This window comes from Agromyces sp. ISL-38, assembly GCF_018613935.1.
GTDB lineage: Bacteria > Actinomycetota > Actinomycetes > Actinomycetales > Microbacteriaceae > Agromyces.
Map to the genome: position 1 here is coordinate 180,271 of NZ_JAGGPF010000006.1, position 17,416 is coordinate 197,686.

11 protein-coding genes and 1 pseudogene are annotated in these 17,416 nt (G+C 66.0%); 7 read left to right on the forward strand and 5 right to left on the reverse strand.

All coding sequences use genetic code 11. The features are described 5' to 3' along the window. The first annotated feature begins 65 nt into the window (after nt 1-65). From J7E25_RS05795 to J7E25_RS05820, 6 genes are all read left to right on the forward strand, one after another. Complete coding sequence (locus J7E25_RS05795) at nt 66-1,358, forward strand: ABC transporter substrate-binding protein (protein WP_214868821.1); 1,293 nt, start codon at nt 66-68, stop codon at nt 1,356-1,358. After that, on the forward strand, nt 1,355-2,338 hold the full coding sequence (locus J7E25_RS18280) for a carbohydrate ABC transporter permease (RefSeq protein ID WP_214868822.1): 984 nt from the start codon (nt 1,355-1,357) through the stop codon (nt 2,336-2,338). The genes J7E25_RS05795 and J7E25_RS18280 overlap by 4 nt, the downstream gene beginning before the upstream one ends. After that, nucleotides 2,335-3,171 carry a carbohydrate ABC transporter permease gene (locus J7E25_RS05805; protein ID WP_214868823.1) on the forward strand — a complete coding sequence of 279 codons (837 nt, stop codon included), beginning with the start codon at nt 2,335-2,337 and terminating at the stop codon, nt 3,169-3,171. Before J7E25_RS18280 ends, J7E25_RS05805 begins: the two co-directional genes overlap by 4 nt. Nucleotides 3,172-3,244: 73 nt before the next feature. Then, nucleotides 3,245-4,624, forward strand: a complete 1,380-nt coding sequence (locus tag J7E25_RS05810; protein ID WP_214868824.1) for a glycoside hydrolase family 1 protein — start codon at nt 3,245-3,247, stop codon at nt 4,622-4,624. After that, nucleotides 4,621-7,239 carry a beta-glucosidase gene (locus tag J7E25_RS05815; RefSeq protein WP_214868826.1) on the forward strand — a complete coding sequence of 873 codons (2,619 nt, stop codon included), beginning with the start codon at nt 4,621-4,623 and terminating at the stop codon, nt 7,237-7,239. Before J7E25_RS05810 ends, J7E25_RS05815 begins: the two co-directional genes overlap by 4 nt. Further along, nucleotides 7,236-12,449, forward strand: a complete 5,214-nt coding sequence (locus J7E25_RS05820) for a glycoside hydrolase family 3 N-terminal domain-containing protein (RefSeq protein ID WP_214868828.1) — start codon at nt 7,236-7,238, stop codon at nt 12,447-12,449. Before J7E25_RS05815 ends, J7E25_RS05820 begins: the two co-directional genes overlap by 4 nt. A 433-nt stretch (nt 12,450-12,882) precedes the next feature. Here J7E25_RS05820 and J7E25_RS05825 read toward each other — a convergent pair whose 3' ends face one another. Together J7E25_RS05825 and J7E25_RS05830 are read right to left on the reverse strand one after the other, a co-directional pair. Next, nucleotides 12,883-13,182, reverse strand: coding sequence for an MFS transporter (locus J7E25_RS05825; protein ID WP_308164387.1), 300 nt, complete (start codon nt 13,180-13,182; stop codon nt 12,883-12,885). 112 nt (nt 13,183-13,294) lie between these two features. Beyond that, the gene (locus J7E25_RS05830; RefSeq protein ID WP_214868830.1) at nt 13,295-14,125 is read right to left on the reverse strand and encodes an oxidoreductase; all 831 of its coding nucleotides are present in this window, start codon (nt 14,123-14,125) and stop codon (nt 13,295-13,297) included. A 141-nt stretch (nt 14,126-14,266) separates the two neighbouring features. Here J7E25_RS05830 and J7E25_RS17790 point away from each other — a divergent pair. Further along, nucleotides 14,267-14,368: pseudogene (locus J7E25_RS17790) on the forward strand (transcriptional regulator); the annotation flags it as partial. 292 nt (nt 14,369-14,660) lie between these two features. Here the strand turns inward: J7E25_RS17790 and J7E25_RS05835 are convergent. From J7E25_RS05835 to J7E25_RS05845, 3 genes are read right to left on the reverse strand one after another with little or no spacing between them, the layout of a single operon-like run. Continuing rightward, nucleotides 14,661-15,053: a hypothetical protein gene (locus J7E25_RS05835; protein ID WP_214868831.1), complete on the reverse strand. Its 393-nt coding sequence runs from the start codon at nt 15,051-15,053 to the stop codon at nt 14,661-14,663. Between the two features lie 21 nt (nt 15,054-15,074). After that, nucleotides 15,075-15,866: a DUF1883 domain-containing protein gene (locus J7E25_RS05840; RefSeq protein ID WP_214868833.1), complete on the reverse strand. Its 792-nt coding sequence runs from the start codon at nt 15,864-15,866 to the stop codon at nt 15,075-15,077. Beyond that, entirely contained in the window at nt 15,863-17,008 is a 1,146-nt protein-coding gene (locus J7E25_RS05845; RefSeq protein WP_214868835.1) for a hypothetical protein, read from the reverse strand. The genes J7E25_RS05840 and J7E25_RS05845 overlap by 4 nt, the downstream gene beginning before the upstream one ends. Between the last annotated feature and the right edge of the window lie 408 nt (nt 17,009-17,416).

The window sequence follows — 17,416 nt, forward strand, 5'->3', positions numbered from 1 at the left end:
GGAACCTCACCGGTCTCGGCGCCACATCCCCTTCCAACACCATTCCACTCAACGAGGAGACACCAATGAAACTGCGTTCCCCCGCCCGCACCCGCGTGATCGGTGCCGCCGCCATCGCACTCTCCGCCGGTCTGCTGGCCGGCTGTTCCGCCGGTGGCGCCGCCGAAGGCGGCGACGAGGCATCCGGCACGATCCGCGTGCTCGCGGTCGAAGGCCCCGAGACCGATGCGCTCGTCACAGAGGCGGCGAACTTCACGAACGACTCCGGCATCGAGGTGAAGGTCGACAAGGTCGCCCGTGATGTCTGGGGTCAGCGCAAGGTAGCTGAGCTCACACAGGATGCCGGTACCTATGATGTCGTCTTCCTTGGTGGTGGCGACGACGCGGTCTGGATGCTCGAACACGCACACGTGCAGGACCTCACCCCATACCTCGGCGAGGACGTTGTCAACGACGTGCTGAACCACGAGCTCTTCACGACCGACGACGGCGCCTTCGTCGGTGCACCCCAGTACTACAACTTCCCGGTGACCCTCTACCGTGCCGATCTCTTCGGAGACCCCGAGGAGCAGGCCGCGTTCGAGGCCGAGTACGGTCGGGAACTTGCTGCGCCGACGACGTTCGACGAGTTGGTCGACGTCGCCACGTTCTTCAACCGCCCCGACGAGGGCCTGTACGGGACGTGCCTGGGTGGTGTCGACTGGTCGGTCTTCCTCGACAACACGTACTTCACCTACGGGCAGGGGGCGAACTTCGGCGACCTCGCGACGGGTGAGCTGACGCTCGATACTCCTGAGCAGGTGAAGTCGCTCGAGTACATTAACCAGCTCACCTCGTTGAGCGCTCCCGGTTGGGAGGCGCTGAGCTTCTTCGACTGCGACAACCAGATGAAGGCCGGCACGGTGGCGATCTACCAGAACTGGCTCTACGCCTGGAATGCGGTCGGATCCGAGATGGGTGACAAGCTCGGTATCGCACCGCCCGCCGGCGAGCAGACCCATCTCGGCGCGATGCTCGCCACGATCCCCGAGGCCGCGCCCAACCCCGACGGTGCCGGCGAATTCATCAGCTGGATGCTGACAGACGAGTTCCAGCTCCCGCAGACCGAGCAGACCGGAAACCTTCCGGTGCTGCAGAGTCAGCAGGGTTCCGAGGAGTTCGCCGAGGCCCTTCCGGAGCTGGAGATGCTGAAGTCGGTTTCCGAGCGGCTGACGTACCTGAACTCGACCTGGTCGGGTGAGCTCTCCTCCGGTGTCTCCGAGGCGATCGCCAAGGTCTACACGGGGGAGATGACGGCGCAGGAAGCCGCCAGCTGGCTGCAGAACGAGAAGTTCGCCGGGCGCAAGGCAGTCGAGTGACCAGTTCCACCCTCATCCGCCGCGGGGAGGAGCTCAACTCCTCCCCGCGGCGGGATCGTCCCAACGCCCCCCGACGGGGCCTCAAGGCGTCGCCCGAATCATCGCGGCGCCGGCGCCGCGTCGGGCTGGCGTTCACCATCCCATCGCTCGCGTTCGTGGGCATGGTGATGGCATACCCGCTCGTCTACCTCGCCTACCTCTCGTTCAACACATATCGGCCGTTGTCGTCGCCTGACGTGACGCCTGCGGGGCTGTCGAACTTCGTGGCGTTGTTCACCGACTCGACGGTGGGCAACTCGCTCGTCGTCACGCTGCAGTTCACGGTGGCTTCGGTGCTGCTCGAGGTGGTCTTCGGCACCCTTTGCGCCGTGTTGCTCGCGAACGTCATGCTGGGCGCCGAGGGTCGATTCGCGAAGGTCTACTCTCGCGTGCTCGGCTCGGCGTACATCATTCCGTTCGCGGTCCCGGCCATCGCCGGCGCCTACGCGTGGCGGATGCTCCTGGACGCGCAGTTCGGCCCAGTGAACGCGGTGCTCGGAACGAACACGCCGTGGCTCGTCGAGTACCCGCTGCTCTCGATCATCGTGATCGACGCATGGAAGATGATGCCGTTCGTCGTGTTCGTGATGCTCGCGGCAGTCATGTCGATCGAGCCGACGCAGTACGAAGCCGCGGCGCTCGATGGCGCGGGTGCGCTTCGGCAACTCTTCAACATCACCCTGCCGTCGATACTGCCGATTTTGGTGATCACCGCTGCGTTCCGGGCAGTGGACGCGTTCACGAAGGTCTTCGACACGGTGTTCGCCACGACCGGAGGTGGCCCCGGCGACGACACCCGCGTGCTGCCGCTCGTGATCTGGCGAACCGCATTCACCCACCTCGATTTCGGCGCGGCGTCGGCGCAGGCGCTCATGGCCCTTGCGATCTCGCTCGTATTCGGCTCAGCTCTGCTCGTTGCCCAGCGAAGGAATGCTCGATGACGATCTCCTACCACACCCGCAAACGCCGTGGCGTGACCGCGTCGAGCATCACGCTGACCGTGATCGCCATCATCATGCTCGTACCGATGGCATGGATGGCATTCACGTCGTTCAAGCTCGATGCCGACATCTTCACCACGACTCCGTTGACGATCCCCGACGCATTCTCACTAGAGCACTACTCGAACCTCTTCTCGCAGTTCCATTTCGGACCCTCGATCGTGAACTCGACCATCATCGCCGTCGCGACCGTCGCGATCAGCGTCATTGTCGGAGGACTCGCGGCGTACGGATTCGCACGCTACCCCTGGCGAGGCTCTGGGGTCGCGCTCGGATTCCTCATGGTGGCGCGCATGGTGACGCCGGCGGCGCTCGTCGTGCCGATGTACGTCATCATGCAGTCACTCGGCCTGCTCAACTCGGTGACCGGGGTCATTGTGTGCGTCACCGTGCTGAACCTCCCGTTCGTGATCTGGATACTCAAGCCGTTCTTCGAAACTATTCCGAAGGAAGTCGAAGAGGCCGCCGAAATCGACGGGCTCTCACCGTTCGCCGTGTTCTTCAAGGTCGTGCTGCCCCTTGCCCGGCCCGGCATCATGACGGCGATCCTGTACAGCTTCCTCGCGGGATGGACCGACCTGCTGTTCCCGATGACCTTCATCACCGATGCCGAGGTGATGCCGCTCACGTCGAGCCTGCTGCAGATGCAGACCGGCTACAAGATCTACTGGGGCGAGCTGATGGCGGGCGGCATCGTGCTCACGCTGCCCGCTGTCATCCTCTGCTTCGCGCTGCAGCGGTACCTGCTGCGTGGACTCCGCACCGGCTACTAGAACTGGCGCTCTCAGCATTGAGTCGACGCGCGCGTCCGGCTCGCCTCCAAAAAAGAAGGAAGAACCAAACACGATGACCAAGCTCGCAGGAGTTCGCTGGGGAAGCGCGACCGCCGCCTACCAGATCGAAGGCGCCGTCACCGACGGAGGCCGTGTCCCCACCATCTGGGACGAATTCACCGCCCGGCCCGGCGCGACGACCCGCGGCGACACGGGTGCCGTGGCCTGCGGGGCCTACGACGACCCCGAAGGGATGCTTGACGCGATCGAATGGCTCGGACTCGAGACGTACCGCTTCTCGATCGCATGGAGCCGCATCATCACCGGGCCGGAGGGCCAGAGCAATCCGGAAGGCATCGCCTACTACCGGCGCGTCCTTCAAGAGCTCCGAGACCGCGGCGTCACTCCCGTCGTCACCCTTTACCACTGGGACCTGCCGCAATGGCTCCAGGATCGCGGAGGATGGACGAGCCTCGCGACAACGGACGCATTCGTGCACTTCGCGAACGTTGCCGCGCGTGAACTCGGCGACCTCGTCAACGACTGGATCACCGTGAACGAACCGTTCTGCGCGGCGTTCCACGGCCACCTGAGCGGATTACACGCCCCCGGCATCCAGGATGAGCCGACGGCGCTGCGGGCTGCCCTCGTGCAACTGCACACCCACGGTGAGGCCGCGCGCGCGCTCCGCGCCATCAACCCAGACTTCCGCATCGGGCTGGCGATGAACCTCTCGGACCTCGCCCCGGCCACCGAACACCCCGAAGATCTCGAAGCGCACCGCCGGGCCGACCTCGTCGAAAATCGGCTCTTCCTGTACACCGTGCTTCAGGGACGACTGCCCGCAGACACAGCGGCGTACTTCGGCGCCGACGCCGTGTCGGGCGCTGTCGAAGGCATCGATGTGTCGCGGATCGCCGAGCCGCTCGACTTCATCGGCATCAACTACTACGAACACAACGTCGTCTGCGCCGCTGACCAGGGCAACGACCTGGTCGTCCGCGGCATCGAGAAGCTGCCGGTGCCCGAGCCGCGCAGTTCGAACGGCGTCGCCGTTCGACCCGACGGTTTCACCCGGGTTCTGCTCCGCGTCGCCGCGCTCGCACCGGACCTGCCGATCTGGGTGACCGAGAACGGCATCGGCCTCTGGGACTACCTCGGACCCGACGGAACGTGCAACGACATCGAACGCGTCGCGTTCATCGACCAGTACCTCGACGCACTCGCGGACGCGGTGACGCAGGGCGCGAAAGTCGAGGCGTATTACTTCTGGGCCCTGATGGACAACTTCGAATGGTCTCACGGCTACGAGCTGCGGTACGGGCTCTTTTATACCGACTACCCGAGCGGACGGCTCACTCCAAAGGCGAGCGCGCAACAGTATCGCTCCCTCATCGCCGAAGAGCGTGGCGGCGGCGCAGACAACGCGCGTCGCGTAGGCGCAGCAGCATGAGAAGGAGCAGGCAGGACGCACGCGTGCTGTGGCACACTTCGCCGACCGCATCCACCGAGGCGCGCCTACGCGACCTTGTCGCTTCGCTCACCCTCACCGAGAAGGTCGCGCTCTGCTCGGGCGCGGGGACGTGGCACACCACCGCGATCCCGCGTATCGATCTGGACGCCATCGCCGTATCGGACGGGCCGGCGGGAATCCGGGGCACCGCCACCGATCTCGCCGAGGTCCGCATCGCGAGCGACGAGGAGTTGTCAATCTCGTTTCCCGCTCCGAGCGCGCTGGCTGCGACCTGGGATGTGGGTCTCGCCGAGCGCTTCGGGCAGGCGCTCGCGAGCGAGGCGGTCCGCGAAGGCGTCGACGTGGTGCTGGCGCCGGTGGTGAACCTGCAGCGCACTCCCGTCGGCGGACGCCATTTCGAATGCTTCTCGGAAGATCCGCTCCTCACCGGACGGCTGGCGACCGCAATCGTCGAGGGCATCCAGGGCTGCGGAGTCGCCGCCTGTGTGAAGCACTTTGTCGGCAACGAAGCCGAGACCCGGCGGACGACCGCCATCTCGCGCATCGACGAGCGCACCCTGCGGGAGGTCTACCTCGCCCCGTTCGAGGCGGCGATCCAGGATGCTGGCGCATGGTCGGTCATGGCGGCCTACAACCGTGTGGACGTGCACGGAGTCGCAGAGAAGGCCGTCGGACACCCGTGGCTGCTCGACGAGCTCCTCCGGCGGGAATGGGGTTTCGACGGTGTCGTCATGTCCGACTGGTCCGCCGCGACCGACACCGTGTCCACGGGGCGGCACGGACTCGACCTCGTCATGCCGGGTCCGGACACGGTCTGGTCGGCCGGGCGGCTCGAGGAGGCCGTGGCGCACGGGATGGTCAGCGAGGCCGCCGTCGACGCCAAGGTCCTGAACTTGTTGCGACTCGCCGCCCGCGTCGGTGCGCTCGACGGGAACCGGACACGGCGGCGCACCGCGGTCTCCCGCGACGGGGCACGCGCCCTGTCGCGCCGAATCGCCGCCTGTTCGTTCGTGGTGCTCCGGCACGAGCTGAATGACCTCCCCATCGGCGACCCGCCTCGAACGGTCGCCCTGATCGGGCCGAACGCGGTCGCCCCCTATCTGCAGGGCGGCGGGTCCGCGAGCATCCCGCTGCGTCAGGTGGAGTCCATCGAGCAGGCGCTCGGACGCAGATGGCCCGGCGTCGACGTCACGGTGAGTCCCGGAGCGTATGCGCGGGTGAACCCGTCGATGCTGACGGCGACTGCACTGCGCGACCCGGAGACCGGTACTTCCGGCGTCCGAGTGGACTACCTGGACGATGGCGGCGCGCAGGTCGCGTCCGCGCTTTCGGCTGACTGGTCCGGCGTGGTGCGCGCGCTCCCGACGGACATCGCCGATGTGCGGGTGCGGACGGTAGTGCGCCTCGAGGAGCCGGGGTGGCACTGGCTCGGTGCCGCAGTGGTCGGACGCCACCGCGTGTCCATCGATGGTATCGAGGTGTCGCGCTCCGAGGACCGGGTCGGCGAGGAGGCGGTGCTCGACTCGAGCGCGAACAACCCCGCCGCGGCCGGGCATGCCATTCATGTGGACGTGCCGCGGGATGTGCTGATCGACGTGACCGCGCAGAACGTCGATGCGGGCGGACTCGGGGTGTTCGCGCGGGCCGGGCTGCACCATCGGGTGCCCGGTCCGTCCGCTGACGCGCTGATCGCCGAAGCCGTCGAGCACGCCGTGACGAGCGACCTGGTCGTGGTGGTCATCGGCACGAACGAGGATATCGAGTCCGAGGGGTGGGACCGACCCGATCTGGCGCTCCCGGGCGCGCAGAATCGACTCGTGGACGCCGTCCTCGCCGTCCGCCCGGACGCAGTCGTCGTCGTCAACGCCGGCGCACCCGTCGAGCTGCCGTGGCTGCATCGTGCCTCGACCGTGCTGTGGGCGTGGCTGCCCGGGCAGGAGTTCGCCGGAGCCTTGACGGACGTCCTCGCGGGTGACGCCGAGCCGTCCGGGCGGCTGCCGTGGACCCTGCCCGTCCGGCACGACGACGTGCCCGTGCGCGACGGCATTCCCGACGCAGGCGACGTCGTCGACTACCTCGACGGCCTCGACGTCGGATACCGCGGGTGGCTTCGCTCCGGCGTCCAGCCGATGCTCCCGTTCGGGTTCGGGCTGGGGTGGACGACATGGCGGTACTCGGATGCATCGGCGGGCCCGTGGTCGGCGAACGGCATCGAGGTCGGATGCACGGTCGAGAACATCGGCGCGCGGTCGGGTCGCGAGGTCGTTCAGGTCTACGTCGAGGCCTCAACCGGCGAACCCCGACGCCCACGTCGCTGGCTTGGCGGGTTCGGAATTGCCGAGGTTTCCGCCGGTGAGAGACGGAACATCACGGTGCGAATCCCGCGACGGGCGTTCGAGGTTTGGGATACGGACCAGGGGGCCTGGAGGCTCCCAGCAGGGGAATACCAGCTACTGATCGGGCGAGACGTCAGCGACATCCGGAACCGGATCGCCGCCCGCATCGACGACGAATTCGGAGATGACGTCGAACTGTTCGATTTCGAGGGTCGGCAGACCCGAAGCGCACAACTGACCAATGGAGGTCCCAAATGATTATTCGCCACAACGCGCCCGCCCCGCGGCCACTCGGGCCGATCCGCCCGGAGCGCGCCAGGATTCGTTCCGTCCTCGCCGGCGGCACGGCGCTCGCCCTCACGGCCGTTCTGTCGGTCCAGTGGGTGGCCACGCCGATGCAGGCGGCGGCGGAGCCCGGGACCGCGGTCCAGTGGTTCCAGACGAGCGAGGCGGGCGACCGGCTCACGGCAAAGCCGAACCTGAGCTTCTCGGAGGACACAGCGGGAACGGTCCCGACCATCGAGGTCGACCCGCGCGTCCAGCATCAGGCGATCGACGGCTACGGCGCTTCGCTCAACGAGGTCGGTTATGAGCTGCTGTCCAAGCTGTCCCCGGCAGACCAGGACGAGCTCATGGAGTCGATCTTCGACCCGGTCAACGGGGCCGGCTTCAGCCTGACGCGCGTGCCGATGGGCACCAATGACTTCTCCTTCCTGCCGGACTACACGTACGCCGACGTCCCGGCGGGCAGCACCGACTTCGATCTGTCATCGTTCTCGGTCGACCGCGACCTCGAGCGGCTCATTCCGTTCGCCCAGGCCGCTCAGGACGCGAGCGACGAGCTCCGCCTGTTCGCGTCCCCGTGGACCGCTCCGCCGTGGATGAAGACCAACCAGGACTATTTCAACGGCGGATGCGTCATTCCGCCCACGGCACAGTTGACAGACCCGGTGAACTGCAACGGCTCCACCGCGGTCGATCCTCGGTACTACGAGACGTACGCGGAGTATTTCTCGCGGTACGTGCAGGCCCTCGAGGCCGCCGGCGTGACCGTCGACTGGATCGTGCCGCAGAACGAGCCCGGCTATCCGGCCAAGTTCGGCTCCACCACATGGAATCCGCAGCAGATGGCGGCATTCATCGGCGACTACCTCGGTCCGCGCTTCGACACGGATGGCATCGAGGCGAGGATCCGAGGGTTCGAGTGGAACCGCGACCAGTACACATTCCCCGCGACGCTGCTCGACGACCCGGAAGTGCGAGAACACCTGTCGGGCATCAACTGGCACAACTACGAGTGCCTCGCGCACTGCCAGCCCGACAACGTCGAACTCGTGGACGCACTGCACCCGGGGTACAGCAGCTGGATGAGCGAGTATACGTCGATCGACGGCCCGCACCCGGACTACCTGGACGGCGAGCAGTGGGGCCGGACCATCATGACGGATATGGGCCTCGGCGAGAGCGGCTGGGTGTACTGGAACCTGTTCCTGGACGAGGACGGAGGCCCCTACGCCAAGAACCCGGACGGGACGGACCGCAGCGGCACCCAGGACCCGATGGTCATCATCGACGACGGAACGGACGCGTCCCCGGAGTCTCCGCCACAGGTCACCTACCTGTCGAAGTTCCACTACCTGTCCCACTTCTCGAAGTGGGTCCGGCCCGGTGCACACCGCATCGGATCCACCGGCGGACTCGCCGGTGAACCGGGCGGCGGCAAGGTCCTCGAATTCGAGGCGTTCAAGAACGCCGACGGCAGCGAGGCGCTGGTGGTGATGAACACCGCCGACGAGGCGACCCCCATCACCGTCGCGGAGGAGGGCGGCGTCTTCTCGGCGACGCTCGACGCGCACTCCATCAGCACTTTCATCTGGGACGCGCCGAACAACTCCGTCCACGTGCGCGCGGGAGCGACAACTTCGTGGAACAGCGTCAGTTCGGACCAGTACGCCGCGGAGTCCGGCTTCACCGGCGGCACTGCGGCGTCGACGTCACAGGACATCGCCGGGACCGCGGACGACCCGCTCTACCAGTCCGAGCGATACGGCGACTTCTCGTACGCCGCCGCCCTCCCGGATGGTCGGTACGAGGTGACGCTCCGGCTCAGCGAGAACCACTGGGATGATCCCGGCGACCGTGTCTTCGACGTCGTGGCCGAGGGTGCGACCGTGCTCGACGACGTGGACATCCTCGAGGAGGCGGGCGGCAGGTTCCGGCCCTACGACGTATCCTTTACCACGACCGTGGCGGACGGCTCCCTCGACCTCGGCTTCGAGTCCGTCGTCGACAACGCGAAAGTGAGTGCGCTGTCCATCGTGCCGCTTCGCGCCACGGGCGAGCCCTTCGCGTCGACCGTGACCGCCGGAGTCGCCGACGGCTACAGCCTCGCCGGCGTCAGCCTGCCCGGCATGGTGCTGGCCCAGGATTACAACAGCGGCGGCGAAGGCGTCGCATACCACGCGGACTACCAGGGCGGCACAGCGACGACCTATCGCGCGGACGCGATGAACCTCGAGGTCTGCTCAAACGACGACCACTGTGGCGGCGACGGCCAGAACCTGGGCTGGATCAGCACCGGGGACTACTTCCACTACACCCGCGAGGTGAACGTCGGCGGGAACTACGACGTCATCCTCCGCACCGCGAGCACCACTCAGGGTGAGATCGAGCTGCGGCTGGACGGTCGCGTGATCGGGCAAGCCACGGTGCCCGACAGCGGCGGCGCTCAGAACTGGGTGGACGTGCCGATGTACGGACTGACCCTGCCCGAGGGCACGCACACCTTCACCGTCACGGCGCTGTCCGGGGGCTTCAACCTCCACTACCTCGACGTCAAGAAGGTCCACCCCCTCTCGGCCAGCACGCTCATCCCGGCGGCCGCCTACGCCGGCGGCGGCGAGGGCTCCGGTTACCACGACACGACGCCGGGCAGCGAGACCACCCCGGGTGCCGACGGCTTCCTCCGCGGTGAGGACGTGGACCTGGAGAACAGCAAGGAAGGCAGATATGACATCGGGTTCGTCGCTGCCGGCGAGTGGATCCGGTACGACGTCTACTCGCACACCGCCGCCAGCTACGACGTGCGGCTGCGCTACGCCAGCGGCACGTCGGGCGCCCGGTTCGCCATGGCGGTCGACGATCCCACCGCGGCCAGTGGCTGGGTGTCCCTGCCATCCACCGGAGGCTGGCAGGGCTGGGCCGACAGCACCGTCGCTACCATCTCCCTGCCCGCGGGGACGCACGCCATCTACGTCCTCACAGACACAGGCGGGTTCAACCTCAACCGACTGGGCGTTACGACGCAAGGCTACCGGCTGTACCTCCACTCCTCCCAGGCCGTCGAGGACCGGGTCGACGACCTGCTGGGGCGCATGACGCTCGACGAGAAGCTCGGGCAGATGACGCAGGCCGAGCGGCTGGCGCTGGGCTCCAACGACGAGATCCCCACCTACCGACTCGGGTCACTGCTCAGTGGCGGTGGCTCCGCGCCCTCGCCCAACACGGCGACGGCGTGGGCCGACATGATCGACGGCTACCAGAGCGCGGCACTGAGCACGCCTCTTCAGATCCCGCTCTTCTACGCGGTGGACGCCGTCCACGGCCACAACAACGTGGTCGGGGCCACGATCTTTCCCCACAACATCGGGCTCGGCGCAGCGAACGACGCGGCGCTGGTGGAGAACATCGGCCGCGCGACGGCCGAGGAGCTGGCCGGTACCGGCGTCTCGTGGAACTTCGCCCCCTGCGCTTGCGTGGCGCGCAACGACAGATGGGGGCGCACACTGGAGTCCTTCGGCGAGACCGCGCAGCGACCGTCCGCCTTGGCGCCGGCGCTCGTCACAGGGCTGCAAGGCGACACCATCGGCGGCGAGAGCTCGGTCATGGCGACCGCCAAGCACTACATCGGCGATGGCGGCACCGCGGGCGGAATAGACCAGGGCGACGCCCAGATCAGCGAGGCGGAGCTGCGGGAGATCCATCTCCCGCCGTTCCAGGCAGCGGTGGATGCGAACGTCGGCTCGGTCATGGTGTCCTACAGCAGTTGGAACGGTGTCAAGTCTCACGCCAACAAGTACCTCGTGACCACCCTGCTCAAGAACGAGCTCGGCTTCGATGGGATCGTCGTGTCCGACTGGTCGGGCATCGACCAGATCGACGGCGCGGGTGGGTTCACCGACGACGAGGTGCGGCTCGCGATCAACGCCGGCATCGACGTGGTGATGGTGCCGTTCGAGTACGAGGCATTCATCGACTCGTTGCGACGAAACGTGGCGATCGGCGCGATCTCGGCGGGTCGGATCGACGACGCGGTCACACGCATCCTGACGAAGAAGTTCGAGTACGGGCTGTTCGAGAACCCCTTCGCCGACCGCACGCTGACCGCATCGGTGGGCAGCGCCGAGCATCGTGACATCGCCAGGACCGCCGTCCAGAAGTCCCAGGTGCTGCTCAAGAACACCAACGGGATCCTCCCGCTCGCGACGACCACCGGACGGGTGTTCGTGGCCGGCAAGAGCGCCGACAACATCGGATACCAGAGCGGCGGCTGGACCGTCAACTGGCAGGGCGGCAGTGGGCCGATCACGCCGGGAACGACCATCCTCGACGGCATCCAGGAGGTGGTCTCGCCGGAGACGACGGTCACGTTCAGCGCGGACGGAACCGGCATCGACGGCAGTTACAACGTGGCGATCGCCGTGGTCGGCGAGACGCCGTACGCGGAGACGGCCGGCGATCGCCCCGGGGGCATGGGGCTCGACGCGACCGACCTCGACACGTTGAGCCGCCTCCAGGCGTCTGGAGTGCCGGTGGTCGTCGTCCTCGTGTCCGGTCGCCCGCTGGATATCGCAACGCAGTTGGACGGCTGGGACGCGCTCGTGGCGGCGTGGCTGCCGGGCACCGAGGGCGACGGAGTGGCGGATGTGCTGTTCGGCGCCGTCGATCCCACGGGTACGCTCCCTGTCACATGGCAGCAGAGTGCCGACCAGGAGCCGATCAACGACGGAGACGGCAAGCCGTCGTTGTTCGCGTACGGTTCCAGCCTCGGCGTCGGAGCCACACAGTCCGCCCGCGACGTGATCGGCGCGGTCTACTTCGACGGCCAGTCGGGCACCTCGGTGGGACTGTGCACGGACGCCGGCTGCGGCCAGAACGTGGGCAGCACGACCGCCGGAGACATCCTCTGGTACGAGAATGTGGACTTTGGCGGGACATCCCCGGCAAGCGTGACCACGAGGGTGGCGTCAGGGTCGACTGTAGCCGGCACGCTGCAGTATCGGCTCGACAGCCCGACCGGTCCGGTCGTCGCGGAGGTGGCGACCGAGAGCACAGGCGGCTGGCAGGAGTGGGTCACAGAGATCTCCCCGGTGCTGACTCCGGTCACTGGTGTGCATACGCTCTACGTCGTCTTCGACAGCGCGGAGCCGGAGGACCTCGTGAACGTGACTTGGTTCAGATTCGAGTGACACGCCCCACGGGCCGCGCACAGTTACGTCGTCTCGTGCGCGCGGATCAGCCGAGCTGCCATAGGGCAGCTTCGAACGAAGCGGAGCCTACCCATTCGAATTCCTCCTCCGACGCACCACTTTCGCTGCAGGATGGCGAACTGGAACTCGCTACCCACGCCACCTTGAAGAAGACGTTCTCGTGGAAGTTGCGCCTCCTGGCTCGAGTGCTACGCCTGGCACCGAGAGTGGATCATCGGGCGCAATGCCGAGATCAAGGACGAGCGCCTTCGGAAGATCATGGAGGGCGTGGATGCCGCACCAACCCTGCCGCCCAGGCGGACGGCTTCGCATAGCATCTGGGCCGTGAGCGGCGGCTTGCCCGGTCTGGGCCGTCGTCGTCAGTACGCGCAATGACAACCGACCCGGTTCTGCCTGCGAAGGTGGAGCCGGGTCAGTTGCTGTGCATCACGATCCCTTGCGCGGCGCGGGCGACGATCATCCAGCCACTCGACGGGGACAGGCCGATCGCCAGTGACTCCAGGGAGAAGATCACGAGCCCGATGACGAACATGCGCCGACGTCCGAGAATGTCACCGGCCCGAGCGCCGAGCAATAGCAGCCCGCCGAACACCAGCGCGTAGGCGTTCTGCACCCAGGACAGGCCAGCGGTCGTGAAGCCGAGGTCTTCGCGGATCCTTGCGAGGCCGGTGAACACGATCGAGTTGTCGAGCACGATAATGAAGTAGCTCACGAGGATGATCGTGAGGATCGCGGCCGGGTGGGCGCGTGCTGCACGATCGCGGTGGAGGGAGCGGTCGTGGTCATCGAGGGTGTCTTCCTGATTCAGCGGTGTGGGGTGTGGCTCAGTCGTCGAGGTCCGTGCTCTGACTGAGGTTCTGCCAGGCCGTCAGGTCGGCGGTCTGCTGGTTGAGGGACGAGCGGTACGCGGCGATCGCATCCTTGCCGAGCACGAGGATTTCTGGCGCGTCTGGTGCCTCGACGGCGGTGATGATGGCGCGCGCGGCCTTGGCCGGGTCGCCGGGCTGGGTGCCGTCGGTGGTGTCGTTCTCCTTGCGGCGCTTGCCGGCCGTCTCGGCGTAGTCGTCGATCACGGTGGCCGATTGGGTGAGCGAGCGGCCGAAGAAGTCGGTGCGGAATGCGCCCGGCTCGACCACCATCGCAATGATGCCCAGCGGTGCCAGTTCCTTGCGGAGCGACCCGGTGAGGCCTTCGATGGCCGACTTGACGGCCGAGTAGTAGCCGGACCCGGCTGGCGTCATTCGCGCCCCGATCGAGGAGAGGTTGACGATCGTGCCTGAGCGGCGGGCGCGCATCTGCGGCAGCACCACTTTGATCATCCCGACCGCCCCGAAGAAGTGCGTGTCGAACAGTGCCCGAACGTCAACGTCGTCGCCCTCTTCGACGGCGGCACGGTAGCCATAACCGGCGTTGTTCACGAGCACGTCGATACCGCCGAAGCGGTCGGAGCCGGCGGACACCGCCGCCCACACCTGCGTGGCCTCGGTCACGTCGAGCGGGAGCGCCAGTGCCGTCTCAGGGTACTGGGAGGCGAAGCCGCTCACCTTCTGGACGTCGCGTGCGGTGACGATCGCGTTGTCTCCGTGGTCCAGGACGGCGGTTGCGAGTGCACGTCCGAGCCCTGTTGAGCATCCCGTGATGAGCCAAGTGGCCATGATCGTTCTCCTTCTGCTCCCGTATCCGTTGCCGGTCGCATATCCAGTGAACGACGGCTCGAGTCAGCTGAACAGGCTCTGTGGAAGCAGGCTCCCGCAGAGCCTCCCTGCCGACACGGGGGAGGGGTAGCGTGCGGGGGTATGGACAACCGAGACGATCCGCGCGAATTCCTGGCCACCCGCCGGGCGAAGATCACCCCCGCTCAGGCGAAGCTCCCCGCTTACGGCGGTAACCGTCGCGTGAATTGCACTTTGCGCTCAGCATGGGGTGACGCTTATCGAGGTGCACCCGGAGGATTTCGACGGCGAGATTGTTGCACGCGTGGACGAGGCTATCCGAACTACACGTGGGACTAACGATCTCGCCGCACGCGATGGCCCCGTCTGAGGGCGGTGCCCGTTTGGTGATCGCGCTACGGGCTGTCGCTCACCGACCCTCATGCGGGCAATGCGCGCAGACAGCTCTGCTCCGTGCATCGCACGAGCTGTCGGCCTGATGTCCCTCCCACCGATCGGGACTTCAATACCGTTCCCGTCAACGGAGCAGCGTGACGGGGAGGTCTGTCTGTGTGTCACGCCCGTTGATGTGCGCGTACGCCAAGATGGTGCCCACTTCGCCGAGACCCAGGCTGGCGTCATTGAAGAGCGCCACGACCGCATCGTCGGTAACGCTCACCGAAGAAGCGTCGTAGTTGGCCTGCGTCGCGCTGGCGTTGTCGAATATCCACGCCGTGACCACCTCGCCGAACCGAACGCCGAGCCGCTTGCCGCCGTTCCCCGTCGGGTCGTAGTAACAAAGGCCGTAGCCGAAGAACTCAATGTCGCTTGCTTCGCCTGGTTTTCCGAGCCCCCATGTCACGGTGATGGTGTCAGTCCCTACCTCGGCGAGCACCGAAGTAACGGTTCGCGGATTTGTCGCATTGGTCATCTCGGCATGCCCGCCAAGGCCTCAGGCCGCCGGCTCGGCGGCAAGGACGACCGCGGCGATCTCGTCCGCGATCTCTGCGATGGTGCTGGTCGCGGTCGTGCGAGCGATCTTGTCAGCCAGCGACGGCGACTCCCGTTCGACTTCGTCCTTCGAAATCTCGTGCCAGATCGGGAGCATTCGCTGCTTGCCGGCCACGGAGAGCCCGACGATGCCGTCGAGTTCGTACTGTGGCCAGCCCTTCGCGAAGAACGACTTCGACATGACTACAATCCCGAACGATGAGTGCGCGAGGCCGTAGTCGATCTTGCGGCGGAGGCTGTCGCCAATTCGGAGCTCGCCCTTGTCAAGCCAGACCTTCAGGCCGCGCTCGCTGAGGGCATCGTGCAGCGGGATAGCGACCACTGCCTTGTCTTCGCTGGCGTGAGAGATGAACACATCCCAGGTCTGCCCCGTCTCATCGGGCGTGAGCCGCACTGGAGGCTCCGCGCGAATTCCCGACAGCGAGGTGATCCGCGCGGGTTGCGCCACGGGTAGTGGCGGCGGAAGCACGCGCACAGAGCTACGCACGTTGGCTCGCCCCATGCCCATCCTGTCGATCGTGAGGTACCACGTGCCTGTAGACGGCACCACAAATGGAAAGGGCGACTTCGTCACCTGCCCACCGCGGAAGTGATGAGCGCGTCCGGCCTTATAGGCGGAGAAATTGCTCGAGTCCATCAGTTTCACGTTGGCCGTCGCGCTTAGCTCAAGCACAATCGTGGAGCCACGCTCAAGATGGTTCCAGTGGTACTGGCGAAATCCAATCCCGCTCATGCGGCGATCTCCTTCTGGCCGAGGTCGAGTTGGTAGACGGTGACAAGGAGTGAGGCCATGAGCATTACGGCCACGATGCAGTTGCGTTCGTTGACTTGGTCTTCGCCGAGGCGATGTGAAACCACGTGGCGCGTCAGATGGGCAGGCCGCGGCTTGCCCGACAGCGGGTTCCAGTCGTCGTAGAACAGAACGAGCGGTGCTCGGGTCGCCTGCTCGAGCATCCGGGCGTATGGCGTCTCCATCGTCAGGACGTGGTGCTTGGCGACTCGTTGCCGATCGCTGACCCAATGGAGGGACTCCACGATGCTGTGCACCACTTGTACCGCGGAGATGGCGCCGACCTTCCAAAAGCCATTCCGGCATGCGTCGAGTACCTCGCGGGCGATCGGAAGGACAGCATCGAGAACTGGATCGGAGAGGTCATCGAGCCATGCCGAACAGTCATCAAGGATTTCGTCGCGGTGCTTTATGAGCACCTCGGACCGTTCGTCGCCAGCCGACGCAGCGAGGAGGGGCGTAAGCACTTCGCTTCGGGGTACCCATGCGGCAGGGATACCGTCACGGTTTACCATTTCGAGCAACTCTGGAAGGTTGTCGTGAATGTCGTCAGGCCAGTTGTCTGGAACGCGTAGCGGCTTCGTAATCGAGTCCCAGTCGAACGACCGAAGCATCTCGAAGATGGGCTGCAACGTTGCCGTGAGGTCGACCTGCGGTCGGATCGCCGCAAGCCAGTCCGTGCGGATCCCGCCCAGCATCTTGGAGTAATCCGGCAGTCCCGCGAGCAGCGACTCCTGCGCCCGAAGGACTTCGGCGGCGGCTGTCCGTGGCATCAGTGACGCGTAGTCGAACTTGGGCATCGCGGCGGCAATGTTCAACGACGGCACGAGCATCTCCATCTTCGGCAGCATGCTCTGCACGTTCGCAATCGCCGTGAGCGCGCCGGTATCGATCTTCGGAATTAGCGATGCGACGTCGACGGCAGGCGTGAGCGCCGAGAAATCGAACTTCGGCATTGCAGCCGTGTAGGCAGCGAGTAGTGACTGCGCATTGCTCGCGAGCGCGGAGGAGACGCTAACGATGTTGGCCGCCCCCGGCCCGTTCCCAATGTCACCCGGGACAACGACAATCTCCGTGAATGCCACCTGGAACCTCCATGCCTTGTAGCGACCCCCGGATCGGGTGTCTCTATGAAGCGCGAGTTAGAGGGTCACGAAACAATTGGAGCACCAACCTCCGACAACGCGAGGCGACACTCCGGCTGAGGTGAGAGATGTTCGATTTTCATCGGCCTTCCGAACGGGAAACCGAAGCTACCGTATTGGGACGGTCTGATCGCTGCGGCATCCGAGAACAGGGCCAACTTGTTCATTGGCGATTTCAATACTGGCGACAACCCACTGGACCGAGTTCCCGGGACGGTCGCGTTCATCGGCGCTGACCGTTTCCATGTCATGGGTAACTCCGGAGTTGTGGATGTCTGGCGAACCAGGAACCCGGATGTCTCCGAGTACTCGTGGTGGTCGCATACTGGGAACGGGTTCAGGATCGAC

Coding starts and splice junctions, on each gene's coding strand:
- J7E25_RS05810 (WP_214868824.1), top strand. CDS start 3,245: ATGACCAAGCTCGCAGGAGTTCGCTGGGGAAGCGCGACCGCCGCCTAC.
- J7E25_RS05815 (WP_214868826.1), top strand. CDS start 4,621: ATGAGAAGGAGCAGGCAGGACGCACGCGTGCTGTGGCACACTTCGCCG.
- J7E25_RS05840 (WP_214868833.1), bottom strand. CDS start 15,866: ATGAGCGGGATTGGATTTCGCCAGTACCACTGGAACCATCTTGAGCGT.
- J7E25_RS05795 (WP_214868821.1), top strand. CDS start 66: ATGAAACTGCGTTCCCCCGCCCGCACCCGCGTGATCGGTGCCGCCGCC.
- J7E25_RS05830 (WP_214868830.1), bottom strand. CDS start 14,125: ATGGCCACTTGGCTCATCACGGGATGCTCAACAGGGCTCGGACGTGCA.
- J7E25_RS05805 (WP_214868823.1), top strand. CDS start 2,335: ATGACGATCTCCTACCACACCCGCAAACGCCGTGGCGTGACCGCGTCG.
- J7E25_RS05820 (WP_214868828.1), top strand. CDS start 7,236: ATGATTATTCGCCACAACGCGCCCGCCCCGCGGCCACTCGGGCCGATC.
- J7E25_RS05835 (WP_214868831.1), bottom strand. CDS start 15,053: ATGACCAATGCGACAAATCCGCGAACCGTTACTTCGGTGCTCGCCGAG.